Genomic DNA, 26,556 nt, shown 5'->3' with positions numbered 1-26,556 from the left:
TTGTGGTAAAATATAAAGTATATAAAACTCTGGCATGAAAATGTTTAGTGTAGGTTAGATTGAATAAGAAAATATTGTTTCTAGGAGTCGGTGGTATAGGCGTTTCAGCTTTAGCTATAGCAGCTAAAAAGCTTGGAGCAACAGTTGCTGGGTATGATAGCAAACCAAGTAAACTTACAGCTAAGCTAGAATCTTTGGGGGTAAACGTTTTTTCTAATCCTCTAGAAACTGATGTAGAAGAGTATGATATGGTTGTCTACTCTAGTGCTATTAAAGGTGATCACCCTTTATTATCTAAAGCTCGTCAATTTAATATACTTTGTTTACAAAGAGCTATGTTTTTAGCTATATTAATGAGGGATTTTAAGTATAGTGTAGCGATTACGGGAACTCATGGGAAAACAACTACTTCAAGTGTACTAGCGACGTTATTACAGCAATTAGATAGAACTAGTAGTTTTGTTGTAGGAGGCGTAGTTAAGCATACTAATTCAAATATAGATATAAATGGTACAGGTAAGTTAGTTATAGAAGCAGATGAAAGTGATGCTTCTTTTTTACACTTAGATCCGACTAGTATAGTAGTCACGAACATTGATAAAGATCATATGTCTACATATAAAAATAGTTATGATAATTTACTGAAAAATTTTTACGTTTTCTTATTCAAAGAGAGTGTCGAAAGTATCTATTTGTGTCTAGATGATAAGGGTTGCCAAGATTTGTTAGAAAAATATAGTTTTGGAGGAAAAAAAATAACTACTTATGGTTTTGCTAATAATGCTGATGCTAAGATTGCAGGCTACCAAATAGAAGATGGTTACACTAAATTTAGTATTTTCTATAATCAGCAAAAGTTAGACTTTTGCACTATTTTACCAGGTAGATATAACATTTTGAACATAACAGCTTGTGTAGTAAGCTGTTTAGATTTGGGTTTTAAGTATAGCCAAATTAAAAAAGCTCTTAAGCAAGTAGCTGGAGTAGTAAGAAGGTTTGATATATACACTAAAACTATCTCAAGCCATACAGTGCAAGTAATTGATGACTATGGGCATCATCCGGTTGAAGTCATTAATTGTCTAAGTGCAGTTAAAGATAAGTATCCTAATAAAAAAATTATTCATATATTTCAGCCTCATCGCTATAGCAGAAATAGAGATCTTTTTGATGATTGGACTAAAGCTTTAGCGATAGCAGATAAGCTTATCTTACTTCCAACATACTCTGCAGGTGAGGATATTATAGATGGTGCAACAAGTTTAGACTTATCAAAACAATTATCAAACTGTATTCTGGTAGGGGATTTTAGCCAAGCAATATCAGAGCTAGAAAATGTTATTGATGATGGTTATGTAGTTTTGGTTCAAGGGGCGGGTGACATAACAAATCTAGTGGAGATGTTAGGTGAGTAATTTAGAAAAAGGAATATTATACGTGGTTGCAACACCTATAGGGAATCTTCAAGATATAACGCTTAGGGCTATAGAAACCCTAAAAAAAGTAGAAATCATCTTAGCAGAAGATACTAGGGTAACTGGTAAACTATTATCTAACCTAAATATTAAAAATCAGCAAAAATTGATCTCGTGTCATGACTTTAATGAAGAGCAACGCATAGAGCAAGTAAAGCAACTTTTAGATGATAATAAAAATATAGCTCTTGTTAGTGATGCTGGTACTCCTTTAATATCTGATCCGGGTTATAAAATCGTAGCTACCTTACGTAAAAATGGTTATACAATAATGCCTATTCCAGGGGTTAGTGCTGTAATTACAGCCTTATCAGTAGCTGGGTTGCCATCAGATAGTTTCATTTTTAAAGGTTTTTTATCATCTAAAAAGAATAAAAGGCAGCAAGATTTAGAAAGCTTTATCAAGCTAAATTCAACAGTGATAATTTATGAATCAGTACATAGAATAACATATTTATTAGACGATATTAGTGAGGTTTTACCAGCTTGTAATATAGTTGTCGCAAAAGAGTTAACCAAGCAGTTTGAGCAGCTTATAAGTGGAAAAGCTTGTGAAATAAAAAAATACTTTGTGGATAATCCTAATAGGCTAAAAGGAGAGTTCGTTATTCTTTTAGATTGCAATAACAATGATCAGCTAACAGTAGATTCTAGTATTGATCAGGAAACTCTTTTGAAAGAATTATTGCTAGAGCTTCCTCTTAAAAAGGCTGTCAAAATAACAACTAAAATTTTAGACTTAAAAAAAAATGAAGTCTATGAAAAAGCATTACAGTTAAAAAAAGATTTGGAAGATTAGGATGTTTAAAAGATCTATATACACTTTTAACAAGATGTTAAAACACAAAAAAGAGCTAAAGAATATCAGAAAAGATCACGCTCTAGAAAGTGTTATACAGCTTGAATCTACATTTTTAAAGCAAAAGGGTATAAAGTATTTGGCTTTAGATTTTGATGGCGTGTTAGCTAGTCATGGTAAACCGAAAATATATCCTGAAGTAAAAACATGGTTAGACAATTTTGCTCTAAAGTTTGGAGAAGAAAAGATTTTTATTCTTTCAAATAAACCAACTAATCAAAGATTAGAGTATTTTAGAAAAAATTATCCACAAATCAGGTTTATATCAGACGTTGCAAAAAAACCTTATCCTGAAGGTCTTTTAAAAATACAAAGTTTATTAAACTGTGATATGAAAGAAATAGCTTTAGTTGACGATAGATTACTTACAGGTTGTTTAGCTTGTATAATCGTTGGAAGCTACCCTATATTAATTACTAAGCCATATGTTGATAGACAAAATTACTCTAAAGAAGAGAAGTTCTTCAATTTTCTGCGTTATTGGGAACAGAAGTTATTCTTATAAACTCTAATCCTCTAGCATTTTGATATAACTTTGCTTAAGATTATTATTAGCAGCTTTCGAAATAAATTTTTTAATATGAAAAAAACGATACTTTTAGTTATATTCTTATATGTTTTCTATCCAGTTTTTGCAACAGATACTTTTTCACAAACTTTCTTTGATAATTATAATCCTCAAACGGAAAACAACTTTGCAACTAAAGAAGATGATTATCGTGATGATAGTAAACTAAAAAAATATGGTGAAAATTATGATATTGAAAATGCCAAGGAATATAATTGTGAATACGATGTTGCTGGAGATCTTAGATGTTGGAAATATAAATTAAAAGACACTAGTAAGTCAAAAAAAAGTAATAAAAAAGTGACTAACATCTCAGTTGATATCAAAGATTTAAAAATAAAAGAGATTAGTAGAGGGGCGGACTTTAATTGTGCATTAGATAATGGTGATGATTTATACTGTTGGGGGCATAACGATAGAGGGCAATTAGGGCGTAAAACCAAGAAAGAAAATATTAACGTGCCATTAAAGATTGCTACAGATGTTAAATTTAAAAGAATATACACAAAGGCTCATTATGCATGTGCTTTAGATAAAGATAATCATGCTTATTGTTGGGGAGATGGTACTTTTGGGGAGGTTGGTAATGGTGAAAAAGGTATCTTTACTACCCCTCAAAAGGTCAAAACAGATCTGCAATTTAGCCATTTAGTTATGGCAACAACGTACACTTGTGGTGTAAGAAAAGATACAAAAGAAATCTATTGTTGGGGTAAAGGTGTAAAAGGTCATTCTAATACGTCTAACCTTGACTCTAGTGTTCCCGTTAAAATTTAAGTATGCAAAAACACACAAATAAATTTATTACCAACTCTCAATATTCTAAAGTTATTACAGAAATTATTAGCCAATTTGATGAATGTGAAGAATTTATTATAAGTGTAGCCTTTATCACCCTTAGCGGAGTTATTTGTATACTAGAATCGTTACGCCAACTTAAGCTTAAAGGTGTAAAGGGTAAAATTCTAACTGGATGTTATCTAAATTTTACTGAGCCTAAAGCTATAGAAAAGTTGCTAGAATTTGACAATATAGAGCTAAAAATACTCGACTCTGAAAACTTCCATGCAAAAGGGTTTTTCTTTCGTAAGGCGGATAACTGGCATATTATGATAGGTAGTGCAAATCTGACACAATCTGCCCTTACTGTTAATAGCGAATGGAATCTATTATTTAGCGCTAATTGTCAAGATAATGTAGTCAGACAAATTTTAGCAGAATTTAATAAGCTTTTTGATAGAGCTAAAGAAGCTTTGGCTATACTTGATGATTACCGTTTAAACTATGAAGTTGTCAACAGACTTATTACTTTTGGCAATTTGGAAAAAGTTAAACCTATCTCACCAAATTTTATTCAAAGCCAAGCACTAGAAAACCTAAAGTCTCTAAGGTTGAGTAATATAGATAAAGCTTTGATAATCAGTGCAACTGGTACAGGAAAAACTTTTTTAAGTGCATTTGATGTTGCATTAGTTAAGCCAAAACGATGTTTATTCGTTGTACATCGAACTAACATTGCTACTAAAGCAAAAGACACCTTTGCAAAAATTATTAAAGATAAGAAATTAGGGCTTTATACAGGAAGTAGTAAATCTCAAGCCGATTATTTGTTTGCGACGGTTCAAACTCTTAAGGATCCAAAAGTCTTTAGCAGTTTTCAAGCTGATGAATTTGATTACATAATCATCGATGAGGTCCACCATGCAGAAGCTAATAGTTATAAGAAAATTTTAGGCTATTTTAAACCAAAGTTTCTTTTAGGAATGACAGCAACACCAGAGCGTACTGATACTGGCGATATATTTAAGCTATTTGATTATAATATTGCTTATGAGATTAGACTGCATCAAGCTTTAGAACAAGATTTGCTGTGTCCTTTTCATTATTTTGCTATTGAGGATTTTTACCTTGAATCTGAAAAGGTATTAGCTAAAGATTTTGCTAAATTAACAAGTGATTTTCGTATAAACCATATTGTGGGAAAAATGAATTTTTATGGGTTTAGTGGTCAACATAGATCAGCTTTAATGTTTGTTAGTAACGTTAATGAAGCAAAAGAGCTAGCAACTAAGCTTAATCAAAGAGGTATAAAGTCACAAGCTTTAACAAGTCAAGATTCAGAGTATACAAGGGATTTGGCTATATCAAAACTTGAAAGTTATAGTTTAGAAGTGATCGTAACAGTGGATATTTTTAATGAAGGAATTGATATTCCATGTATTAACCAGATTATTTTACTACGCCCAACCCAAAGTAGTATTGTTTATATCCAGCAGCTAGGCAGGGGACTTAGGAAATTCAAAGATAAAAAATTTGTTGTGGTTTTAGATTTTATTGCTAATTATGAAAACAATTTTTTGATACCTGTAGCCCTAAGCCAAGATAACAGCTATGACAAAGACCAACTTAAAAAGTTTGTTGTTTCACCAAATAATTATATTAGTGGTAAAAGTACGATAACCTTCACTAATATTGCTAAAGAACTAATTTATAGAAACATCCAAAAAACTAATTTTTCTCAGTTAAAAAATATAAAAAGAGATTATGTTCAGTTGAAGAAAGAGTTAGGTAAAATACCTACCTTAGTTGACTTTGAAACACATAATTTTATTGCTCCAGAGGTTATTTTATCAGCAAAGGATACTTATTATGACATTCTTAAAGCCTTCAAAGAGGATATACCAAATTTAAATGAGCAAGAGTACAGAATTTTAAAGTTTATCTCAAAGGAGTTTACTCCTGCAAAAAGGTTGTACGAAATTTTAATTTTGGAAAAACTTCTAAAGCAATCGTGCATGGAAGTTAAAAACTTGGAAAGATTAGTAGCTCAAGAAATAGAGAATTTTAATATAGAAAGCTTTGTTAGTGCATTACAGCACTTATCTCTAAAAATATTTACAGTTAACGCTGGTAGGCAAGAGTATACACCTTTAATAAAGCTAGAAGATAAACAGATCTCTCTTTTACCTTATAGCACTATAATTGGTAACAGTTTCTTACAGTGGCACATACAAGATTTACTGGTTTATAATAAACTTATTTATCAGCAAAAATATCATAAAAATAAACTCAATGGTTTATCTCTGTATGCTAAATATTCTAAAAAAGATATTGCTCACTTACTTAATCAAGATTATACAAACGGTGGAGTTAATTTAGCTGGTTATAGATTTTTTGATAATAAGGCTTTGTTGTTTATGACTTTTGATGAGAATAAAAAATTTAGCCAATATGATAATAAGTTTCTTTCAGATTCAGTCTTTACATTTTACTCTAAAAAGAACAAATCTTTAGAAGATAAACAAGAAAAAGCCTTAGCAAAGAATAGCGTTATAAGCTATGTGTTTGCTAGAGTGGAGAAAAATGACGGCTATTACTATTTAGGAGATATACTAAAGTGTATAGAAGCTAAAGAGCTATATTCTAGCAAAACTATTAGATACACTTTTGAACTGTCTAAAAAGTTACCAGCTGACTTATGGGTATATTTTAAAACTGTTTATAAAAACCAAAACAGTATTGGTAGGCTATGTTGAATTTACACAATTACCTAGAAAGGCTCGCTGTTCACGCAAAACTTTGCATAGAGTACTTAGCCTCCAAAAACTCATAAATACCTTCATCTGAACCTTCTCTACCTAATCCAGATTCTTTAATACCTCCAAAAGGTGCCTTTTCATTTGAAATCAATCCTGTATTTATACCAACCATGCCATATTCCAAAGCATTTCTAACTCTTCGTATTTGATTTATATCGTTACTAAAAAAGTAACTTGCTAAACCATAATTTGTATGGTTGGCTCTTTTTAAAGCTTCTTTCTCGGTATCAAAATCAAAAACAGCTATGACTGGGCCAAAAGTCTCTTCACAACTAACTGTCATTTGATCAGTCATATTATCCAGTATTGTTGGCTCAAAAAACTTCCCACCTAGTTTAGGGTTAATTTGCCCACCATAAACTATTTTTGCACCTTTTGATACAGCATCAGCTATATGGGCTTGTACCTTTTCCACAGCAGACTTATTAATCAAAGGTCCTATTTGTACGTCCTTATCTAAGCCATTCCCTTGCTTTAGCTTAGCTATTGCTTCTTTAAGCTTAGACATAAATTCAGCTTTGATATTTTTTTGTACAAAGATTCTATTTGGCGCTACACACACCTGACCAGCATTTCTGATTTTTGCAGCAATAAGTCCTTCGACAGCTTTCTCAAGATTTGCACTTTCAAATACTATAAATGGAGCATTACCTCCAAGTTCTAGAGATACTTTCTTGACAGTCTCAGCAGCTTGTTGCATAAGTAACTTACCAACTTTTGTCGAACCCGTGAAGGTTATTTTTCTGACGATACTACTATGTTGAAACTCTTTTCCAATGATACTTGAATCTCCACAGATCACCTGCAGCAGATTTTCATCAGCACCTGTGTCAATAAATAACTCTCTTACAGCAAATGCAGTTAAAGGTGTAAGCGCAGAGGGCTTAAGTATCACACTGCAGCCTGCAGCAACAGCTGGAGCTACTTTTCGTGTGACCATAGCAATAGGGAAATTCCATGGAGTAATAGCTGCAACTACACCTACTGGCTGGTAGTCAACTCGACCTTCCGCGTCTTCAAAACCAGGTTCAAATATACGGCTATCTATTCTTTTAGCTTTTTCTGCATACCACTGTATAAAATTAGCTCCATATAGTATTTCAGATTTTGCTTCAGTTAAAGGTTTACCACTTTCTAAAGTAATGATCTGAGCCAATTCATCAGCGTTTTTAACAATTAAGTCATACCATCTGCTTAAAAGTTTTGATCTTTCTGTAGCTAACTGCTGTCTAAAACTATTTTGAGCTTGTTTTGATGAAATTATACTTTTTTGAATATATTCAGCACCTTTAGTCTCAAGCTTACAAATAAGCTCATCTGTAGCTGGGTTTATTACTTCAAAACTATTTATTCCATTAAAGGAATATCTGTTTATAACTCTAGTTAATAATTTATTATCTAGCATAGTTTTTTCCTATAAAAATTTTTATATTGCTTGTATAGCTGTAATTGCAATCGTGTAGGTTATGTCATCAACAGTCGCCCCTCTTGAAAGATCATTTACAGGCTTGTTGATACCCTGCAATACAGGTCCAATACTTAACACATTAGCACTTCTTTGGACTGCCTTATAGACTGTATTACCTGTATTTAAATCAGGGAAAATAAGAACGGTCGCCTTACCTGCAACTGGACTATTAGGAGCTTTTTTCTTCGCTACACTCTCTATCATTGCAGCATCATATTGTAACGGTCCATCTACCAATAATTCTGGTACCTTTTGCTTTAGAAGTTCTGTCGCTGTCCGTACTTTCTCAACTTGAGCACCAGAACCAGAAGTGCCTGTACTATAGCTAATCATCGCAACACGAGGCTCTATACTAAATTTTTTAGCAGACTCCGCGCTTTGAATAGCTATATCTACCAATTGCTCTGCTGTAGGATCTTGATTAACTGCACAATCTGCAAAAACTATAACTTCATCAGGCATGCACATAAAAAACACCGATGAAACTAAAGATACATTAGGTTTTGTTTTAATAAGTTGTAACGCTGGTCTTAGCACATCTGCTGTTGTATGTTCCGCTCCTGAAACTAATCCATCCGCCTCTCCAAGGTACAACATAAGAGTAGCTACTATTATAGGGTCTTTTAAAGCATCTTTGGCTAAACTTTCGGATAATCCTTTATGCTTTCTAAGGCTCATTAAAGTATCTAAATATCTTAACTCTTGAGCCTCATTTAACGGGATAATTTCTATACCTTTAGGTAAGCTAAAACCATTTAACTCAGCAACTTTATTAATCTTTACTTTATCACCAATAAGTACACAATCTGCGATACCCTGCTCATAGCAGTTTTTAGCTGCTAGCAAAGTTCTAGGTTCGTAACTTTCAGGTAAGATAATTCGTTTTCTCGCTTGCCTTGCCATTTTTAGTAGATGGTACCTAAATGCTGGTGGCGACATCACTTGTTGCTTTGGAACCTCTTGTCTGATCGCGTGTAAAATCTTTTCTTTATCCAGTGAGCTTACTATGGCTTCTTTAACCATTTGGATACGTTCTTTATCATCATTTGGTATACCCATAAAATCAATATTAGCTAGCTTAAGGATTGTATTTACGCTTCTATTTTTTGTGGTTAATATTACTAAACCAGCTTCTTCAGCTGTATCTAAACATAGCTGCTTTACCTTCTCGTCTAAATATTCCTCCGCTGTTAAAATAATCCCTGCTATCTTTAAACCATTTCTAGCAGCTAGACACACTGTAACTAATATATCCGATCTATCAGCAGAGGTTATTACTAAAGAATTTGGTGCTAGATCTCTAATAAAATTCTCTATCCTTCTAGAGCACATTGTCACTTTATGTACTCTAGCATCAAGGTTATTAGAGGTAATAATATTTAGTTTCAAACTATTTTTGATATCTACAACCCGTGGATAAGTTTTTTCTTTATCCCACTCTATCACACCTAATAAAGAGAGTTTATTTTCTCTTAAAATAGGTAGCTCTCGGATTTCTTCAAAGCTGACATTATTTCTCCTAATAGTAGAAGCATCCTCTTCTGCTAAACTAAAGCTCATATGTCCATCATCATCGTAGGGTGCGTTTAGTTTTGTGATTATTACCCCTAAAGTTTTTATTCTTTGAGGTAAATTCCGATAAGCGTAATCTAACTCACTATTGATATCATCCAAAGATTTATTACCATGATATGAAACCACTATAACTTTAGCTGATAGAGCTTTGATTAATTCCGTATTTAATTCACTAATTACACTATTTAACGGATATAGTTTATGGGTATCATTCCCTTGACGAAATAAACCATAAACTATAATAAAATCATAGCCTTGACACTTATCATAAAATTTACTAAGCAATATTTCTACATAATCTTTTACACGGCCATTTAACAAATATTTTTCAATCTCTTCTATAGTCATTCCTATATCAAAAATAGGGTGAAAAGTGGCTACTTTAAAACCTTCTTCCTGTAAAGCATACTCTAAGCTTTTTGTTAAAATCCTAAGTCCAGTATACTTCGATGTGGGTAACATAAGTATAGATGTTTTCATATCGTACCTCTAAATAAGACGCATTGTTTCCTGAGCTATCATCAACTCTTCATTTGTGTTTATAATCATAATATTATGGCTTTCTTGAGTATTAATAAAACTTTCTTTATTACTATTTTTTTGATGATCAAGCTTAAAACCAATATTTTTAAGCTTAGTGACTATATTCTCACGAATATTAATTGCATTCTCACCAATCCCACCTGTAAAAACTAGTCCATCAAACTTTTCAAAATAAACCATATAACTTGCAACAAACTTGGCGACTCTATGACAAAACATTTCTATGGCTAATTTCGCTAGCTCATTACCTTGATTAGCTAAATGAGAAATCTCTCGCATGTCACTATGTCCACAGATCCCTAATAGCCCGCTTTGTTTATTTAAAATAGTTGTGATTTTGTTTATATTCCAACCTAAATTATTGGCTAAAAAATCAAAAACTCCAGCATCAATACTACCTGAACGTGTACCCATAATTAAACCATCTAGCGGTGTAAAACCCATACTTGTATCTACACTTTTACCTTCAACTACAGCTGATAAACTACATCCATTACCTAGATGGGCCACTATAAAATTTCCATTTTTTTTGCCTAAGAGTTTAGCTGCTTGAGTAGATACATACTTATGCGATGTACCGTGAAAACCATATTTTTTTATATGATATTTTTTTGTTAACTCTCTAGGGATAGCATATTCTGATACGTACTTTGGTATTGTTTGATGAAATGCTGTATCAAAAACAGCTACTTGTGGTAGATTTGAAAATATTTGCTGACAAAATGTTATACCCTCTATATTTGCTGGATTATGCAGAGGCGCAAGTGGTATACAGTCTTTAATTTTTTCTAGGTTTCCTTCATCTATTACAACAGAATCTGAAAAGTACTGTCCGCCATGCACGACTCTATGACCAACAGCTACAATACCATTTAAATAACCACTTTCTTCTAAAAATACTTTCAACTCTATAAAAATATCTTTATATTGACCATTCTCTATGATCTTTTCGAAATTTTGCTTACTTTTAAGAACTATTCTACAATTTCGTTGACCTATGTTTTCAGCCAAACCTGTTAGCAAAGACTCTGAGCTTGTAGGATCGATAAGAGCGAACTTAACTGAGGAACTGCCGCAGTTTAGTACTAGAATATGAGGCATTTATTAAAACATTTAAAATAACTATTGGACTTAATTATACTATCTATTGTTACATAAGGCTAACTGTAGACATCTGTAAGACAATCGCATTAGGCTTCTTTTGAAATTCTAGTTTAGAAGATAGTAATCAAATTTGACATGAGGTTCCTATCAAAATCCCCCTAGACCATATCAAATTTATCATATATGAAATTATTTTTTTAATTTGTATTATTGATTGTGTTAAAAAAAGAAAAATTCTGTTTGATTCGCTGTTTGCGGCGGAAGCTATTTTTTTTGTATATAAAGGAGGTATATAAAAATGGATATAGATGATCTTATGAATGAAATGATGGACTCGTACGAAGAAAAATTATTAGATAGAAATGAAAAAATAATTATTAATAAACAATCAGTTAGAGAAAGGCTTAAAGTAACACCTACAAATATTGATAAAAGTATGCTTTTGACATTTGTAAGCCCAGAATCTCTTAAATATGCTTTTTTGGATGGTATTCAACAATACAACTCATATTTTAACATTCAGATCAACTATGGTGAAATAGCTAAAATTGCTAAACGATTGAATAAAAGTGAACACTATGTCTCAACAGCAGGTCTACAAGCAGCTGCAGAGTGGAATCGTCTTATGAGCTCAGCAGATGACTCAAAACGTATATTAAGTGTGTTACAAACATTTCTTGAGTACCAAGGTGCTTATGCTGAAGCAGGTTATAATACAGAAACTCTACAATACTCTAGAGCTTTTGACTGGAAATCAGAACAAACTTCTAAGTTAGATTCTAAGGGTAATTCTATAAAGAAAAGACACATGTCATCTGAAAGTTTAGTATCTATGAGTACATTTGTATATATGGCCGTTCTACACCAAGCGACTATATTTAGAGGTCTAAATAATAAATTAAACTTATATATGATTGCAGCAGCATCTAACCCACCTGACACAGGTAGTAGGCCGTTTCAAGGAGTTGGAGCAATGATAGCAAAATTTATTACAGGAAGGACCAATTCAGGAAACAGCTTATTTTTGAGTGAAGGCGATGAATCAGAATTAGATATGGTTTCCCTACCCGAATCTGAAAAAATTTTGGCTGGATTAGCATATTTACTATCTAAAACCCCTGAAGGAGCAAAAGTGCTAGGAAGTATTATTTCTGGAGATAGATTAAAACAATTTAGTGAATTAGGAAAAAAACTTGCTAGTTCTAATAATTTAACCCAACCTAATATAAATAAAGACGCAGGGCTTTCTGAAAACATGATAAAAAACGCTGGTAAATATTTAGCTCTTATTACCCAAGGAATAAGTGATTATGTTTCTAAGGTAACTAATAGAGTTGGACAGACTGATCATTTTAATTTACAGTTAGGGTTAACAGCTGGAAATATCTCAATGGCACTTAAGCCATTAGGTTATATTCCTGTCCTTGGTGGAACAATAGAATCATATTTTAACACTATTTTAGGAGGACTAGCTGATAAAAAAACTTATGGAGTCTTAGAACCTCATGGAGTAGATGGACGCGTTCGCGCTTTTTTATTTGGCAATGCATGTAAGAATTTTGCTATGCACGTTAGAAAGACGCAGCAATACCTTACTTCTTCTCACAATAAAAACAGAACAGGTCTACAGTTTGGTCAATTAAATAAAAAATCATTATTATTAGCTATAGATTGCTTTCATAATACGTATAAAGACTGTTTAAATATCATGCCAAATAAAAAAGGATCTTTGGGAACAATGTTGCGCATGCATGCTAACCCAGATGTAGATCTAATGAATGGTAACTTACCAGATATAGATCAAGCGGCAATGAACAAATATGTACAGCAGCGATTATAACTGATAGAGTTAGAAACGAGTCAAATATGAAAGTAAGAAGTCATATTTTCATGTATTCAGATTGTAGTAGTAAAAAACCTAAAAACTCTTATCAATTTAATTGTTTTAAAGAGAGCCTTTAAAAAGGGACTTTCCAAATAAATGTGTAAATTCTTAATTAACCTGCTAGATTATTTCTAGCGAAATATTAAGGATAGAAACAATGTCTAAGAATAAGAAGTCAGAAGATATTTACACAGCTATTGCAGATCAAATAATAGATTCAGGTGTTGATATTAATCAAATGTTTGAGAAAGATGGTTTGCTAAAGCAACTAACAAAACGATTATTAGAAAAAGCACTAGATGCAGAAATGAATAGTCATCTTGGTTATTCAAAACACCAAAGGACTAATTCATCAAATGCTAGGAATGGCTATAGTAACAAGACATTAGCTACAGACACAGGTAATTTGGAAATATCAGTTCCACGAGATAGAGATAGTGACTTTGAACCTCAAATAGTTCCCAAAAGAGTCACCAAGATAAACGGCTTAGACCAAAAAATTATATCTTTGTATGCTAAAGGTATGAGTACTACAGATATCCAACAACAGTTATTTGAGTTATATGATACAAAGATAAGTACAAGCTTTATAAGTGATGTTACAGAAGCTATTATTGATGATGTTAAAGCATGGCAAAATAGACCTTTAGAGTCAGTTTATCCAATAGTGTTTTTTGACTGTATAGTCGTTAAAGTTAGAGAAGACAAGCATATTATTAATAAAGCTGTGTATGTGGCTCTTGGCATATCGTTAACTGGTCATAAGGATGTATTAGGTCTTTGGATCAGTCAAAATGAAGGTGCTAAATATTGGCTTAGTGTTTTTACTGAATTAAAGAATAGAGGCTTACAGGATATATTTATAGCATGTACTGATAATTTAAAAGGCATGTCTGATGCTATACAAGCTATATACCCTGAGACAAAGCATCAGCTTTGTATCGTTCATCAAATTCGTAATAGTCTTAAGTATGTGCCATATAAAGACAAGAAAGAGGTAGCTAGAGAGTTAAAGAAAATATATGATGCTGATACCATTGCAATAGCTCAATCTGAGCTTGATAACTTTGCAAATAAATATGATACTAAATATCCTTTAATTTCAAAGTCATGGATAAATAATTGGGATAATTTAACTGTATTCTTGCAATATCCTCCAAAAATTCGTAAAGTTATTTACACTACTAATGCGATTGAATCGCTTAATAGCCAGTTTAGGAAAGTCATTAAGAATAAAAAGCTATTTCCTAAAGATGACTCTGTTTTCAAATCTTTGTACTTGGCTATAGATTATTTGACTAAAAAATGGTCTATGCCTGTTAAATATTGGAATGAGGCTATGCCTTATTTCGCTATCGAGTTTGAGCATAGAATTCAGAGATTCATGTAAGTGAATTTACACAGTTAAGTGGAAAGGCTCTTTAAAAAGGTATATCATCGTCAAAACTAGATGAATTTATCTCTGCAAAGTCAGGGATGTTATCCTGTTGTGTGGTTTGCTGGTTAAAATTACTAGTTGCTTGCTCATTATTATAGCTTGCGTCACCTTGAGTATTGCCACCACCAATAAACTGAAAATTACTTGCCACTACTTCGGTTGAGTATTGTGTGTTACCATTTTTATCTTGCCATTTGTTTGTACGTAATCTACCTTCTATAAATAGCTGTGAACCTTTAGTAGCATATCTTTGAATAATTTCCGCTGCTTTACCAAATACAACTATTCTATGCCATTCTGTAGTTATATTTTCACCCAAGCCGTCATTTGTAGCTAAACTTAAGGTTGCAACGGTTGTACCATTCTGGGTAGTTCTAACTTCTGGAGTTATACCCAATCTACCTAGTAAAATAACTTTATTTACGGTTCCTTTTGCCATTATCAAACTCCTATATTAAATTTTCATCAGCAACTATAGCTTACCTTAAAAAAACTAACTTATAAATAATTTATAATAAAAACATAATTTTTTTAATCTTCGGTGATTATAGTATTCTTTATTTCATCATAACTAAACCCATTATATACTAAATAGTTTATAGCTTTTTGTTTTAGTTTTGGATCTAGCTCTAACATTTCAATATCTGTATACTTTTTATATAAACATTTCTTGCATAGATCAAGCCAGTCAATGTCTAAACTTGCCAAAAAGTTTTCTACCAACTCTTGAGATAAACCTTTTTGATATGCAGCTATATTTATAATCCTCTTCTTTCCTCTTAATTTGTTAATTTCACTACTAACAAAGACCTCTACGAACCGCCTGTCTGATAACCAATTATTTTGCTCAAACTCATCTAGCAAACGCTCTATTTGCTCTTGTGAGATATTTGCTCTTTTATTTAATTTATCAAAAAGCTGTTTGCGTGAATATTCTTGTTTAGCAAGAAGATATAGAAGGTAGTTTCTTTCTTTAGATAAGCTCATTTTGAGTTTTTGAGTTTACTTTTGGTTCAGACTCTGAGTTTTGGTTTGTGTACTCTTGAGGAAGCAAAAGCTCTAAAATAGACTTTTCTATCTCATCACGTTCGACAGTATTTTCTTTTAGATAATCTTTAGCTTTTTCTTTACCTTGACCTATTTTTTTACCTTTGTAACTATACCAAGCCCCAGATTTTTCAATAATATTATGCTTTGCACCAAGGTCAACAAGCTCTGCCTCTAAAGATACACCCTCTCCATACACTAGCTCAAACTCTGCCTGTTTAAATGGAGGAGCAACTTTGTTTTTAACTACCTTCACTTTGATTTCATTACCACTAACATCAGCACCATCTTTTAGCGATCCACCTTTTCTTACTTCTAATCTTACAGAAGAATAGAATTTTAAAGCATTACCGCCTGTTGTGGTTTCAGGATTACCAAACATTACTCCTATTTTCATACGAATTTGGTTAATAAACATTACCAAAGTGTTCGAGCGTTTGATATTGGCTGTAAGCTTTCTCAAAGCTTGTGACATTAATCTAGCTTGTAGACCCATATGAGAATCTCCCATATCACCTTCTATCTCAGCTTTTGGAGTAAGTGCTGCTACAGAGTCAACAACAACGATATCCACGCCACCAGAGCGTACAAGCATATCAGCAATTTCTAAAGCTTGTTCACCAGTATCTGGTTGAGACACTATTAGATTGTCAATATCTACTCCTAGAAGCTTGGCGTATTTAGGATCAAGCGCATGCTCAGCGTCAATAAAGGCTGCTGTGCCACCTTGCTTTTGACATTGTGCTATCGCAAGAAGAGTAAGAGTAGTTTTACCAGAAGACTCATGTCCGTATATCTCTATTATTCGCCCTTTAGGATAACCTCCTATCCCTAAAGCAACATCTAATGCTATAATCCCTGATGGGATAACATCAATATCATGTGCAGCCTGCTGGTCGCCTAACCTCATGATTGAGCCTTTACCAAACTGCTTTTCAATTTGTGATAATGCTGATTCTAACGCTTTTTCTTTACTCATTTTTGACTTCCTTAGTGTTGCTTAGTGCTATCACTAGATTTCAAAGAATCTTGATACATCGCATCAAAGTTTACCGCGGACAGACATAACTGAGGGAAACCGCCGTTAACTACTAAGTCAGAAATAGCTTCACGAGCGTAGTGATAAAGTATGTTCGGGCAAAAAGAATACTTAGCATGTTCTATTTGTTGATCTTGCATATTAGAAATTGTAAAAACACCTGCCTGCTTAACTTCTATTTCAAAAGCTGTGACACCATCATTCTCAACTTTTACTTCTACAGTTAATATACTTTCATAAGTATTTTCTTCTGGTAGTTTTTCTGCTGTAATTTTCAAATCTGTATGTAATTGCGGTCTCCACTGTGTAGCCCATATTTTGTCAGAATTTGGAACAGAGAAAGAAAGATCTTTTATATAAACTTTTTGGATTTGAAATTGTGGTTGTGTTTGTTGATCCATTTTATGATCCCTTTTTAGTTTAGTCTTTTTAGTTTGAAGATGATTTTACTGGATAGTTGGCTTGTAGCCATGCTTTTAGACCATCTTTCAAAATATATACTTGCTCAAAACCTTCTTTACGTAATAATTGCATAGCTTTTTCTGCTTGGTCACCATAAATAACTATTGGTTTTGTTTTACTTTTAATTAACTTCTTATGCTTATCTGCTAAATCATTAATATTAATATTTTGAGCTCCTATAATATGAGTTTTACTGTATTGTTCATGATCTCTAACATCTAGATATATCCCTTTATTTTTATTTACAGTAGCAACTGCTTCTACTACTGAAAGCTTATATTGAGACTTCTTTGATTGTGTTAGCTCAAAAACTATATATACAGCTAAAATAAGAATAAAAGATATACAAAATAACAAATTCTGTGATACAAAGTAAGCTAGATTTTCCATAACTTATTGCTAATAATTAAAATATACCTGAGATAAGATTATACATATCTTTAGGTATAAAAAAAAGCAGTTTTGGGTTTATGAGACTGTTGCAAACTAAAATTATATGTTTCTAACTGTGAAGGGCGCCTGCAGTTGCGTGCTTATTGATAGACATTTTTCTAGCAAGTACTCTTATTTAGTTTAGAGAAAATTTTTATTCATGAAACCTAAACTCTTTTGAATACTTTGTCTCAGGCATCTTGTATATGACTCCCAGAGTGATTATAGATGTAATTATTAAGTAAAAGGCAGGAGCGTGACTAGAGTTAGTTAGACTAATCAGCCAAATACAAATCATAGGAGTAGTTCCAGCAAATAAGGCATTTCCTAAATTATAAGCAGCAGACATGCCACTATACCTATAATTTGTTGGAAAAAGCTCTGTAACAGCTATTTGAAAAGCTGCTGTCATGGCGGAAATAAGTAAAGCTAATATTAGCTCTAATATTAAGATACTTTCTAACCTCCCATTATTAAAAAATATAAACATAGGAAAACTTAAAATAGCAATTAGGATTATAGGGAAGTATAAAAATGGTTTTCTCCCCCATATATCTGATAACCACCCAAAAATAGGCGAGACTACTGCATATAGAGTTGAGACAACTACAGTTATAAACATAATTTTATTTACATCGAACTGTCTATTGGTTATCAAAATATTAGGTAAAAAAGTAGCCATCATGTAATAAGCAATACCCACATAGCCTGTTATTACAAATGTCCAAACAAGAGGCATCTTAGGGCCACTTAAAGCATCCCTTAGCGGGGTTTTGCTTAGTCTACACTCATTTTTTATGCTTTTAAAAAACGGAGACTCTTTTGCCTTTTTCTGAAGAGTAGTTGAAACAATTGCTAATATTAAGCCAACTCCAAAAGCTATGCGCCAGCCATATGCTAGCATTTGTTCTTTAGTTAAAAAAGTAGATAATATACCAACAGTTGAAGCACTCATAATAACGCCTATTTGTGAAGCTAAACCAGCTAAAGCTGTCGTAAATCCACGATACCTACTTGAAGCACTCTCTGCTAAAGCTACTAATACACCAGAATATTCACCACCTACAGAAAATCCTTGGAGCATACGGGCAAAAAGTAATATAAAAATAGCCCATATTCCCCCAGACTCATAAGTAGGCATAATCGTCATAATCAACATAGGCACACACATCAGAATCATACTTAATGTAATTGCATAACGCCTACCAAACCTATCGCCTAATGATCCAAAAAAGAACCCTCCAAGCGGGCGCATAATATAACTAGCGGCAAATATACCAAACACTGTAAGCAAAGCTACTGTTTGATCTTCTGTTGGGAAAAACAATATGCTTAAATAAGTAGAAAGATAACCATAAAGACTAAACTCAAACCATTCTAAAACAGCTCCAAGATTCGTTATAAAAATAGTTTTTCTTCGTTGGCTTGAAGTTAATTGTTTTATCATTTCGATCGAGTAAATATTAATACTGCTATTTATTATATAGGTTTAAGTATTTTAGAGGCAAATTTTATAAGTTTCATAAAATGTACACCACGATCAATTAATATAAATCTTTTGCTTTTGAACAATGCTGTTATTTTTATATTTAAATTACAAATATAATTTAATAATAAAATAACCCAATACTTTTATTGCTTAGTTATTAATGATGTGAATTTTGGAATCATAATAAACATTGAGAATACAACCTAGCATTAATATACGAATCATGATTTTCATAAAAAGTTTAAATTAATTTTTGATTTCTCCATTAAGACAGCATTATTTAAAGTTGTATTTGCAATCTCTTCAAGTGCTTCTTTAGTTAAAAAAGCTTGGTGAGCAGTTACTAAAACATTTGGAAATGTGAGAAGCCTTTCAAAGATGTCATCATTAATAATTTCTCCAGACATATCTCTAAAGAAAATATCTTTTTCATACTCATAAACATCTATAGCTAAACCAGCTATGGATTTAGATTTAAGAGCTTTGATGATAGCTTGAGTATCAATTAATGCTCCACGACTTGTGTTGATTATAAATGCCGAAGGTTTTATTAAACTAAGAGCTTTTTGGTCAATTATATATTTAGTATCATCATTTAACGGGCAATGTAAGCTTATAACATCAGCTTTCTTAAATATAGTATTCAAATCTACTAACTTAGCATATATAGGTATATCCTTTTTGTTTATAAAAGGATCATACACTAAAATTTCTCCACCAAAGCCAGACATAATTTGACCAAAAGCTTTACCAATATTACCAAAACCAATTATTCCTATAGTTTTTTGATGAATATCAAAACCTTCTAACCCCTCTATATTAAAATTACTTTCTTTGACTCTATTATAAGCTTTATGTATCTTACGATTTAAACATAATAAAAGAGCTAAAGTATGTTCAGCAACTGAAAATGGCGAATATGCTGGTACTCTGGCAACTTTTATACCTAGACTTTTAGCATGGGCAACATCAACGTTGTTAAAACCGGCACACCTTAGAAGAACATTTTTGACTCCAATATCATTAAGTTTATCTAATACATTTGCGTCACAAACATCATTTACAAAGATGCACACAGCATCATAGCCTTTAGCAAAAATAAAAGTTTCCTGGTTTAAAGAATAATTACCAAAAGTTAGTTGGTGATTAGAGTTTAGTTTAGAAAAATACTCTTTGTCATACTTTTTAGTAGAATAAAAAAAGATTTTCATGAGCTTTAGCTCCTGTTTTTAGCCAACAGAAATTCTCTTATACTTAATTTTAGTAACAGCATCATACTTATCGCCAAGACGGCGTTTTTTATCTTCTATATAAGCATCATAATTACCTTCAAACCATACTACTTCACTATTACCTTCAAAAGCAAGCATGTGTGTAGCAATACGATTTAAAAACCATCTATCATGCGAGATTACCATTATACAACCAGGGAATGCTAAAATAGCCTCTTCTAAAGCTCTTAAAGTTTCTACATCTAGATCGTTTGTCGGTTCGTCAAGCAATATTACATTACCGCCACTTCTAAGTAGCTTAGCAAGATGAACACGGTTTCTCTCACCACCAGATAACTGAGATATATATTTCTGCTGATCAGCACCTTTAAAATTAAATCTACCAACATACTGACGTGATGGTATAGTGTATTTACCAACTGATATAACATCTAAACCATCAGATATTTCTTCCCACACGGTTTTGTTATCATCTAGAGCATCGCGAGATTGATCTACATATGCTAGATTTACAGTTTCTCCAATTGTGATATTACCAGCATCTGGAGTTTCTTTGTCTGTTAGCATTTTAAAGAAAGTCGATTTACCAGCACCATTAGCCCCAATGATTCCAACAATCGAGCCAGGATAGACGTCCATATCAAGACCATCGATTAGTAATTTATCATCAAATGATTTAACAAGATCTTTAACCTTGATTACATTATTTCCTAAACGTTCTCCAGGTGGGATATATAGCTCTTGAGTTTCATTACGCTTTTGGAACTCTTGCGAGCTTAATTCATCAAATTTTGCAAGTCTAGCTTTTGATTTTGCTTGACGACCTTTAGCGTTTTGACGCACCCACTCTAACTCTTCTTTTAGGGCTTTTTGGTGCGATGATTCACGCTTTTCTTCCATTTCTAAGCGTTTCTGTTTTTGCTCAAGCCATTCTGAGTAATTACCTTTAAATGGTATACCTTCACCACGATCTAGCTCTAAGATCCACTCAGCAACATTATCTAAGAAATATCTATCGTGCGTAATAGCTACAACAGTACCTTTGTATTCTGCTAGGAATTTCTCAAGCCATGCTACAGACTCTGCATCTAAGTGGTTAGTAGGCTCATCTAGAAGTAAAATATCAGGAGCAGATAATAGTAATTTACATAAAGCTACACGACGAGCTTCTCCACCGGATAATTTAGTAACATCAGCATCCCAAGGCGGTAAACGTAAAGCTTCTGCAGCTACTTCAAGCTTGCGGTCTATTTCCCAAGCTCCAGCGGTATCTATAGCATTTTGTAACTCTCCTTGTTCTTCAAGAAGTTTTGCCATTTCATCATCAGACATTGGTTCACAGAATTTCATACTAATTTCATCAAATCTAGTAAGCATATCTTTTAAGTGGGAAAGGGCTTCTTCAACATTACCACGGACATCTTTAGTATGATCTAGTTTTGGCTCCTGTGGTAGGTAACCAATTTTAACTCCTTTGCGTGGAGCTGCTTCGCCAATAATCTCTGTATCAAAACCAGCCATAATTTTAAGTAGGGTCGATTTACCTGAGCCATTTAAACCAAGCACCCCAATCTTTGCACCATCAAAAAAAGATAGCGAGATATCTTTGAGTATGTATTTATTAGGCGGCACAACTTTACCAACCCTATGCATTGAGTATATATATTTTTCAGCCATGAAATTATTTTTTGAAAAATTTAAAGTAGTAAGATTATAGCAGATATGCTTAGGTTCCATGAACAAAAAAACATCTGAGCCAATTAAATGTACTTGCTAGAGCAGGTATCTGTCACATCAGGTCTAGACTTTTACAGTCTATACGTTTACACTCTCAGGAGTTGTAAGGCTTGCTCAAGTGTTATATAGAAAGAACTGTCTGTTACTTTGTTGTATTTTTTAGTAGTAATTTTTTTTACTTTATCTGAACGGCCTGTAATAGGTGTAATCTCTAACATATTTTTAATATTATTCATGTCCGCTTCATTTCCAGTTTGAATTGTTAGCTGCGTCATCTTTATAAGTGCGATGGCATAACTCTTGGATTCTACTTTTTCCAAAAGCTCTACCAATTGTTTATTCTTCCCATAATTATGTTTAAACACATTATATTTTGCATATCCTTGTAGAATTTCTAAGACCGATTTTTTGAGTGATCCATTAAAATTATTAGCGACGTTAAGAGACAAGTTACTTGCTGCCAAAGAGTCTCTCAGATTTTTTTCCGCAAACGTTAGGTTACCATTATAAAGATTCACATTATCAGCATCTATTAATTTAATAATATTTTTAAATTTGTCCTCCATTTCTTTTGGTATGTATAATTTATACTTAGACACATCCCTCCCATTCAACAATAAATCAGTCATGGGTAAGGGATAGGGGTTTCGAAGCTGTTGATCATAATAATCTATATACTGTTGGTTCTTGTTATTAGCAACCCACAACCACTGATCTTTATACATTACACTACAGCGGTCATCAAAAAAATCGGATCCGGGTTCAATATTTTTAACATGATATATAAATTCATTGAATTCTTGCTGGGTCATACGCTGCTTAATTTCATCTAGCTTTGCATAATATTCTTCCAGACTTAAATACCGTACCGGGAAATCGTCGACAATAACTAAATCATTATCCGAATACATCACATTTTGCCCTGATCTATGAGCCGGGGTTATCATTAAATCGGTGTGGTAATACCCTAATTGATTAAGTTCAAACAAAATCGACATGAGTCTATCTTCATATTCAGCTCGAAACCCATGAGTAAATCCACCTTCATGATCTTTCAAGTATCTCATTCGTTGGAACGGACGTAAAGTCCCATTTGTTAAATAATCAGATTTTTTGAAGCGAGTTTTTTCAGTCAAGTAATTTTTCAGACTAGGATTATTTTTTTCGAGGGTCCAATTTTTTATATCTTCTTCATTCTGAATAACCTTTAAGAGTGTGATTACGAAGTTTTTAGCTACACCTCTTTTTTTAAGTGCAAAAAGTAACTTAAGATTCTCGTAATTAGATTTACTTTCAGATTCGTAGTAATCATCCTCTTCTAGAAATCTTGCTCCGTATTTTTCAACACGTTTCACAGTAGATTTTCCTAATCCGTGGTAGATAGCATTTGCCTGTCCTTCAGCTATCTCGAATTCTTCTTTAGGTTTATAGGTGCCAGCGTTAACATAGTGACTCCCCCCCTCATTATAATGCTTCGTATCTCTAGATTGCCATAATTCTATATAATCACTCTCAAATTTTGAGTTGACTAAAGCATAAGCCACTCCATTATATGTGTATATATCAAATTTTTCCGTTCCAAAATTTTTGTAATCCTCTATTTGTTTCTGATAGTTAGAGTAAGTAAAATAATTATAACTTTTATTGATTCCTTTGCTTATAATTTCATTATACATCGTTTAAATTCTCCAACAAAACTTATTAATTTCAGATAGGATGTTAGCACACCTCCTGAATTGATTAAATTTTTTATTTTTATTGGAATGATGTTGATGAGGTTTGAGCAGATTAAAGATGAGTCACCTGAAGGATTTCGTAGACTTACAGGTGTTAAACGCACTACTTTTACTGTCATGACAAAGATATTAAAAGAAGCGCAATTCCAACTAAAAGCAAAAGGAGGCAAGCCGAATAAATTGTCTATAGAAGATAGGCTACTTATGGCGCTGGAATATTTACGCGAATATAGAACATATTTTCATATTTCACGCAGCTATGGTCTAAGTGAAAGTGCTTGTTATCGTAATATACGCTGGGTTGAAGATACTCTGATTAAAGATGGGCAATTCTCATTGCCTGGACGTAAGGCATTATTAAAAAGTGATGTTAAGTATGAGGTTCTTAACATCTTTATGCAAAAATTTTGTTCATGGAACCTAATAAAGATGATAAGAGAAAATTATTTTTCATAACCAATATACTCAACAGAGTCATTAGTCACTTCAAATTTAAATATCACAAGTCTAAACCTAAAGAGAAACATCCCTTGCGTAATACTTTCTTCTTTAACTCTTCTAATAATTTCTTCTTCTAGAGACTCATCTGTATATCTACATAAATTGAATATACTTGTAAAATCAGCGTATAATTTTTTAAAGTTTATGATTTTCATAATTAATATAGTGCCTGGTGTTGTTATGTAGTTTTAATATACTTTATGGAAAGTATTATCTCTATTAAATTATGCGAAGTTAATAAGAATTAATACCCATACGGATTAATAACTATACAGTAATAAAAATCCGGGTTGTAGAAATAAGTGAGAAGATTAAATAAGCAACCTTACCGAGCATGAGGGCGACGGGTTTAATCCCGCTAATGTGCGTTACTTTAATTCTAGTGTCTAAAATGTCTCATATTTGTAAAGATCATTGCTATAGCAGCTTTATTCGCGGCGTTGATTACTTCTTGATCATTTTTTGAGCCACCTGGTTGAATCACAGCTTTTGCTCCTGCTCTGATACACTCTTGTAAACCGTCAGCGAAAGGAAAAAAGCGTCAGAAAGCAGCTACAGAGTTTGTAGCTTAGGCGTCTGCTTTTAATTTTTTAATGAACGCATGCGGTATTCCAATTATTACTAATAATAAATATATTAATAATTATATATAAATAAATAAATAACTGTGTTATATTTAAAATAAACAAATAACTAGGTTAGTTAAAATAATTAAATGGAAGAATATAAAATTAAAAAAATTATTAATAATATTAATCACATGATAAAACTTGGTTTCCGTAGTTTAGACTTATCTAATTATAATCTATATAATTTAGATGTTAAAAGAATATTTAGTAAAATTGGATATCCAAATTTAGTAACCTCGCTTAATCTTAAAGGTAACAAAATTATAACGAATGGAACTTTTGAAATTGCTAACACTCTAAGTAATTTGGAAGCATTAAATTTGTCTGGTAATAAGATTGGGGATGAGGGTTTAGGGCATATAACTTACCGTTTAAAGCAAATGAAACACTTAACTCTCTCAGATTGTGACATTACTGACAAAGGGGCAAAGGAAATTGCTAACAACTTAAAAAAGTTGGAACACCTTAATCTTGAGCATAATGAAATAGGAATTGAAGGTGTTCGAGATATTTTTACGAATTTAAAAAATTTGAACTCGATAGATTTTTCTCATAATACTTGGTTAAAAACTGGGATAGAAATGTCTGATGGAAAAGAAATGACTCAAGCTATTGAGTCTTATTTACCAGCAAGCTCAAAAAACTCAATGACGACTCTAAAAATTTCAGGCTATCCTGAAGGCATGAGAAATGTAATCATAAAGATTGTATCTTGCTTACCCAACATAAAACACTTACACTTGTCCGGTAATAATATTGGTGATGAAGAAGTAGAACTTATTGTTGGTAAACTAACAGGCTTAGAGTCATTGGATGTTTCGAATAATAGAATCACAGATAAAGGAGTGGGAGACATTGTCTCAAGGTTGCCAAGCTTGAAAGTATTAAATTTAAATTGCAATGAAGTTACAGATAAAGCAGTGGAATGCATTGTCTCAGAGATGAAAAGCTTGGAATCATTAAAATTATGTGGCAATAAAATAAGTAATCTATCTATAACTGATAGCCACGCTTTCGGTCTGAGCAAATTGAAGTCTCTAGATATTTCAGGATATAAAATTTCTCATCCTTTAGCATATAATATTGGCCAATACTTAAATTTAAGATCACTATACCTTTCTAATTGTGAAATATTTGATATTAATTGGTTACTGAAATTATCAGCTCTGGAATCGCTGGATCTTTCAAATAGTGAAACCATAGACTATCCGCGTGTGAAGAAGCTTACGGAAGGGTTACCAAATTTGAAATACTTAAATATTTCAAATTGTAAATATATTGATAGTGAAACGTTAGAACACTTACGTAGAAGCCCTGATAAAAAAAACTTAATTATAAAAGGATAGTCGTTGTCATATAATTCTAGAGGTTATATTGTTAGATTGTATCCTCAGTGTTTATTTGGATCCAAATAATTGCGCTGTATTACATAAAAATGGGTGTTGTTAGGGATAATAAACATGAGTGCGTATAGAAATAATGGGGAGTACAGTCTATCATTTAGGATTTTATTAGGCGATATGAGTTTAAAGGTAGTTAGCTTAAATTACTCAGCGCGTTGATTTTTTTAAAATCGTATCATTTCTCTAGGCAAATTATTTATTTTATTTATGTTTATCTTTAAAATAAATTTGTTAATAATAATTCATGATTTTATTTTATTGTGATAATATTTAATATATATTAGTTTACAATTTTGAGAAACAAATTATGTATGGTATAACTCATAAAGAAATTG

At 32.4% G+C, this 26,556-nt stretch carries 21 protein-coding genes and 2 pseudogenes; 9 read left to right on the top strand and 14 right to left on the bottom strand.

Features of this window, described 5'->3' with window-relative positions:
- The first annotated feature begins 59 nt into the window (after positions 1-59).
- The 5 genes from murC (at position 60) to E3E15_RS07310 (ending at position 6,438) form a co-directional block, all read left to right on the top strand.
- The gene (murC, locus tag E3E15_RS07330; protein WP_035720398.1) at positions 60-1,415 is read left to right on the top strand and encodes a UDP-N-acetylmuramate--L-alanine ligase; all 1,356 of its coding nucleotides are present in this window, start codon (positions 60-62) and stop codon (positions 1,413-1,415) included.
- A complete protein-coding gene (gene rsmI, locus E3E15_RS07325) occupies positions 1,408-2,274 on the top strand; it encodes a 16S rRNA (cytidine(1402)-2'-O)-methyltransferase (RefSeq protein WP_172107137.1) in 867 nt (288 codons plus the stop codon). Before murC ends, rsmI begins: the two co-directional genes overlap by 8 nt.
- 1 nt (position 2,275) lies before the next feature.
- Positions 2,276-2,839: a YqeG family HAD IIIA-type phosphatase gene (locus E3E15_RS07320; RefSeq protein WP_172107136.1), complete on the top strand. Its 564-nt coding sequence runs from the start codon at positions 2,276-2,278 to the stop codon at positions 2,837-2,839.
- 75 nt (positions 2,840-2,914) lie between these two features.
- Entirely contained in the window at positions 2,915-3,679 is a 765-nt protein-coding gene (locus E3E15_RS07315) for an RCC1 domain-containing protein (RefSeq protein WP_172107135.1), read from the top strand.
- 2 nt (positions 3,680-3,681) lie between these two features.
- Positions 3,682-6,438, top strand: a complete 2,757-nt coding sequence (locus tag E3E15_RS07310; RefSeq protein ID WP_172107134.1) for a DUF3427 domain-containing protein — start codon at positions 3,682-3,684, stop codon at positions 6,436-6,438.
- Between the two features lie 31 nt (positions 6,439-6,469).
- On the opposite strand, the gene E3E15_RS07305 is transcribed toward E3E15_RS07310, so the two are convergent.
- The 3 genes from E3E15_RS07305 to E3E15_RS07295 are packed head-to-tail and all read right to left on the bottom strand — an operon-like array spanning position 6,470 to position 11,188.
- The gene (locus E3E15_RS07305) at positions 6,470-7,906 is read right to left on the bottom strand and encodes an NAD-dependent succinate-semialdehyde dehydrogenase (protein WP_172107133.1); all 1,437 of its coding nucleotides are present in this window, start codon (positions 7,904-7,906) and stop codon (positions 6,470-6,472) included.
- A 21-nt stretch (positions 7,907-7,927) separates the two neighbouring features.
- The gene (gene pta, locus E3E15_RS07300) at positions 7,928-10,024 is read right to left on the bottom strand and encodes a phosphate acetyltransferase (protein WP_172107132.1); all 2,097 of its coding nucleotides are present in this window, start codon (positions 10,022-10,024) and stop codon (positions 7,928-7,930) included.
- A gap of 9 nt (positions 10,025-10,033) precedes the next feature.
- Positions 10,034-11,188: an acetate/propionate family kinase gene (locus E3E15_RS07295; protein ID WP_172107131.1), complete on the bottom strand. Its 1,155-nt coding sequence runs from the start codon at positions 11,186-11,188 to the stop codon at positions 10,034-10,036.
- A 301-nt stretch (positions 11,189-11,489) separates the two neighbouring features.
- Between E3E15_RS07295 and E3E15_RS07290 the strand changes: the two genes are divergently transcribed.
- Together E3E15_RS07290 and E3E15_RS07285 are read left to right on the top strand one after the other, a co-directional pair.
- Positions 11,490-13,031, top strand: coding sequence for a hypothetical protein (locus E3E15_RS07290; RefSeq protein ID WP_172107130.1), 1,542 nt, complete (start codon positions 11,490-11,492; stop codon positions 13,029-13,031).
- Between the two features lie 202 nt (positions 13,032-13,233).
- The gene (locus E3E15_RS07285) at positions 13,234-14,466 is read left to right on the top strand and encodes an IS256 family transposase (protein ID WP_172106156.1); all 1,233 of its coding nucleotides are present in this window, start codon (positions 13,234-13,236) and stop codon (positions 14,464-14,466) included.
- A 31-nt stretch (positions 14,467-14,497) separates the two neighbouring features.
- On the opposite strand, the gene E3E15_RS07280 is transcribed toward E3E15_RS07285, so the two are convergent.
- The 9 genes from E3E15_RS07280 to E3E15_RS07240 all read right to left on the bottom strand — a co-directional run bounded on the left by E3E15_RS07280 (position 14,498) and on the right by E3E15_RS07240 (position 23,628).
- A complete protein-coding gene (locus tag E3E15_RS07280; RefSeq protein ID WP_172107129.1) occupies positions 14,498-14,953 on the bottom strand; it encodes a single-stranded DNA-binding protein in 456 nt (151 codons plus the stop codon).
- Between the two features lie 92 nt (positions 14,954-15,045).
- Positions 15,046-15,501, bottom strand: a complete 456-nt coding sequence (locus tag E3E15_RS07275) for a regulatory protein RecX (protein ID WP_172107128.1) — start codon at positions 15,499-15,501, stop codon at positions 15,046-15,048.
- Positions 15,488-16,540 carry a recombinase RecA gene (gene recA, locus E3E15_RS07270; RefSeq protein WP_035720383.1) on the bottom strand — a complete coding sequence of 351 codons (1,053 nt, stop codon included), beginning with the start codon at positions 16,538-16,540 and terminating at the stop codon, positions 15,488-15,490. Before recA ends, E3E15_RS07275 begins: the two co-directional genes overlap by 14 nt.
- Before the next feature lie 11 nt (positions 16,541-16,551).
- Positions 16,552-17,001, bottom strand: a complete 450-nt coding sequence (secB, locus tag E3E15_RS07265; protein ID WP_172107127.1) for a protein-export chaperone SecB — start codon at positions 16,999-17,001, stop codon at positions 16,552-16,554.
- 28 nt (positions 17,002-17,029) lie between these two features.
- Positions 17,030-17,452: a rhodanese-like domain-containing protein gene (locus E3E15_RS07260; RefSeq protein ID WP_172107126.1), complete on the bottom strand. Its 423-nt coding sequence runs from the start codon at positions 17,450-17,452 to the stop codon at positions 17,030-17,032.
- A 196-nt stretch (positions 17,453-17,648) separates the two neighbouring features.
- The gene (locus E3E15_RS07255; RefSeq protein ID WP_172107125.1) at positions 17,649-18,941 is read right to left on the bottom strand and encodes an MFS transporter; all 1,293 of its coding nucleotides are present in this window, start codon (positions 18,939-18,941) and stop codon (positions 17,649-17,651) included.
- A 272-nt stretch (positions 18,942-19,213) separates the two neighbouring features.
- A complete protein-coding gene (locus tag E3E15_RS07250) occupies positions 19,214-20,194 on the bottom strand; it encodes a 2-hydroxyacid dehydrogenase (protein ID WP_172107124.1) in 981 nt (326 codons plus the stop codon).
- Positions 20,195-20,212: 18 nt separating this feature from the next.
- A complete protein-coding gene (ettA, locus tag E3E15_RS07245; RefSeq protein ID WP_172107123.1) occupies positions 20,213-21,892 on the bottom strand; it encodes an energy-dependent translational throttle protein EttA in 1,680 nt (559 codons plus the stop codon).
- Between the two features lie 146 nt (positions 21,893-22,038).
- Positions 22,039-23,628 (bottom strand): hypothetical protein, encoded by a 1,590-nt coding sequence (locus E3E15_RS07240; protein ID WP_172107122.1) that lies wholly within the window; start codon positions 23,626-23,628, stop codon positions 22,039-22,041.
- 96 nt (positions 23,629-23,724) lie between these two features.
- Between E3E15_RS07240 and E3E15_RS07235 the strand changes: the two are divergent.
- A pseudogene (locus tag E3E15_RS07235) lies at positions 23,725-24,081 on the top strand (transposase family protein); the annotation flags it as partial.
- A 50-nt stretch (positions 24,082-24,131) separates the two neighbouring features.
- On the opposite strand, the gene E3E15_RS07230 reads toward E3E15_RS07235, so the two are convergent.
- Both E3E15_RS07230 and purH read right to left on the bottom strand, forming a co-directional pair.
- The gene (locus E3E15_RS07230; RefSeq protein WP_172107120.1) at positions 24,132-24,344 is read right to left on the bottom strand and encodes a hypothetical protein; all 213 of its coding nucleotides are present in this window, start codon (positions 24,342-24,344) and stop codon (positions 24,132-24,134) included.
- 224 nt (positions 24,345-24,568) lie between these two features.
- Positions 24,569-24,727 (bottom strand): annotated as a pseudogene (gene purH / locus E3E15_RS07225) (bifunctional phosphoribosylaminoimidazolecarboxamide formyltransferase/IMP cyclohydrolase); the annotation flags it as partial.
- Positions 24,728-24,904: 177 nt separating this feature from the next.
- Between purH and E3E15_RS07220 the strand changes: the two are divergent.
- Complete coding sequence (locus E3E15_RS07220; protein ID WP_172107119.1) at positions 24,905-26,164, top strand: leucine-rich repeat domain-containing protein; 1,260 nt, start codon at positions 24,905-24,907, stop codon at positions 26,162-26,164.
- The last annotated feature ends 392 nt before the right edge of the window (positions 26,165-26,556 follow it).

This window comes from Allofrancisella frigidaquae, assembly GCF_012222825.1.
In the GTDB taxonomy this organism is placed as follows: Bacteria; Pseudomonadota; Gammaproteobacteria; order Francisellales; family Francisellaceae; genus Francisella; species Francisella frigidaquae.
This window is presented reverse-complemented; position numbering and strand designations above follow the sequence as displayed.

Excerpts from the sequence above, each read along its gene's own strand:
- recA (WP_035720383.1), bottom strand. The coding sequence starts at position 16,540 with ATGAGTAAAGAAAAAGCGTTAGAATCAGCATTATCACAAATTGAAAAG.
- pta (WP_172107132.1), bottom strand. The coding sequence starts at position 10,024 with ATGAAAACATCTATACTTATGTTACCCACATCGAAGTATACTGGACTT.
- E3E15_RS07305 (WP_172107133.1), bottom strand. The coding sequence starts at position 7,906 with ATGCTAGATAATAAATTATTAACTAGAGTTATAAACAGATATTCCTTT.
- E3E15_RS07240 (WP_172107122.1), bottom strand. The coding sequence starts at position 23,628 with ATGTATAATGAAATTATAAGCAAAGGAATCAATAAAAGTTATAATTAT.
- E3E15_RS07275 (WP_172107128.1), bottom strand. The coding sequence starts at position 15,501 with ATGAGCTTATCTAAAGAAAGAAACTACCTTCTATATCTTCTTGCTAAA.
- E3E15_RS07285 (WP_172106156.1), top strand. The coding sequence starts at position 13,234 with ATGTCTAAGAATAAGAAGTCAGAAGATATTTACACAGCTATTGCAGAT.
- E3E15_RS07295 (WP_172107131.1), bottom strand. The coding sequence starts at position 11,188 with ATGCCTCATATTCTAGTACTAAACTGCGGCAGTTCCTCAGTTAAGTTC.
- E3E15_RS07315 (WP_172107135.1), top strand. The coding sequence starts at position 2,915 with ATGAAAAAAACGATACTTTTAGTTATATTCTTATATGTTTTCTATCCA.
- E3E15_RS07220 (WP_172107119.1), top strand. The coding sequence starts at position 24,905 with ATGGAAGAATATAAAATTAAAAAAATTATTAATAATATTAATCACATG.
- ettA (WP_172107123.1), bottom strand. The coding sequence starts at position 21,892 with ATGGCTGAAAAATATATATACTCAATGCATAGGGTTGGTAAAGTTGTG.
- E3E15_RS07250 (WP_172107124.1), bottom strand. The coding sequence starts at position 20,194 with ATGAAAATCTTTTTTTATTCTACTAAAAAGTATGACAAAGAGTATTTT.
- E3E15_RS07290 (WP_172107130.1), top strand. The coding sequence starts at position 11,490 with ATGGATATAGATGATCTTATGAATGAAATGATGGACTCGTACGAAGAA.
- secB (WP_172107127.1), bottom strand. The coding sequence starts at position 17,001 with ATGGATCAACAAACACAACCACAATTTCAAATCCAAAAAGTTTATATA.
- E3E15_RS07260 (WP_172107126.1), bottom strand. The coding sequence starts at position 17,452 with ATGGAAAATCTAGCTTACTTTGTATCACAGAATTTGTTATTTTGTATA.
- E3E15_RS07320 (WP_172107136.1), top strand. The coding sequence starts at position 2,276 with ATGTTTAAAAGATCTATATACACTTTTAACAAGATGTTAAAACACAAA.
- E3E15_RS07255 (WP_172107125.1), bottom strand. The coding sequence starts at position 18,941 with ATGATAAAACAATTAACTTCAAGCCAACGAAGAAAAACTATTTTTATA.
- E3E15_RS07280 (WP_172107129.1), bottom strand. The coding sequence starts at position 14,953 with ATGGCAAAAGGAACCGTAAATAAAGTTATTTTACTAGGTAGATTGGGT.
- E3E15_RS07310 (WP_172107134.1), top strand. The coding sequence starts at position 3,682 with ATGCAAAAACACACAAATAAATTTATTACCAACTCTCAATATTCTAAA.
- E3E15_RS07230 (WP_172107120.1), bottom strand. The coding sequence starts at position 24,344 with ATGAAAATCATAAACTTTAAAAAATTATACGCTGATTTTACAAGTATA.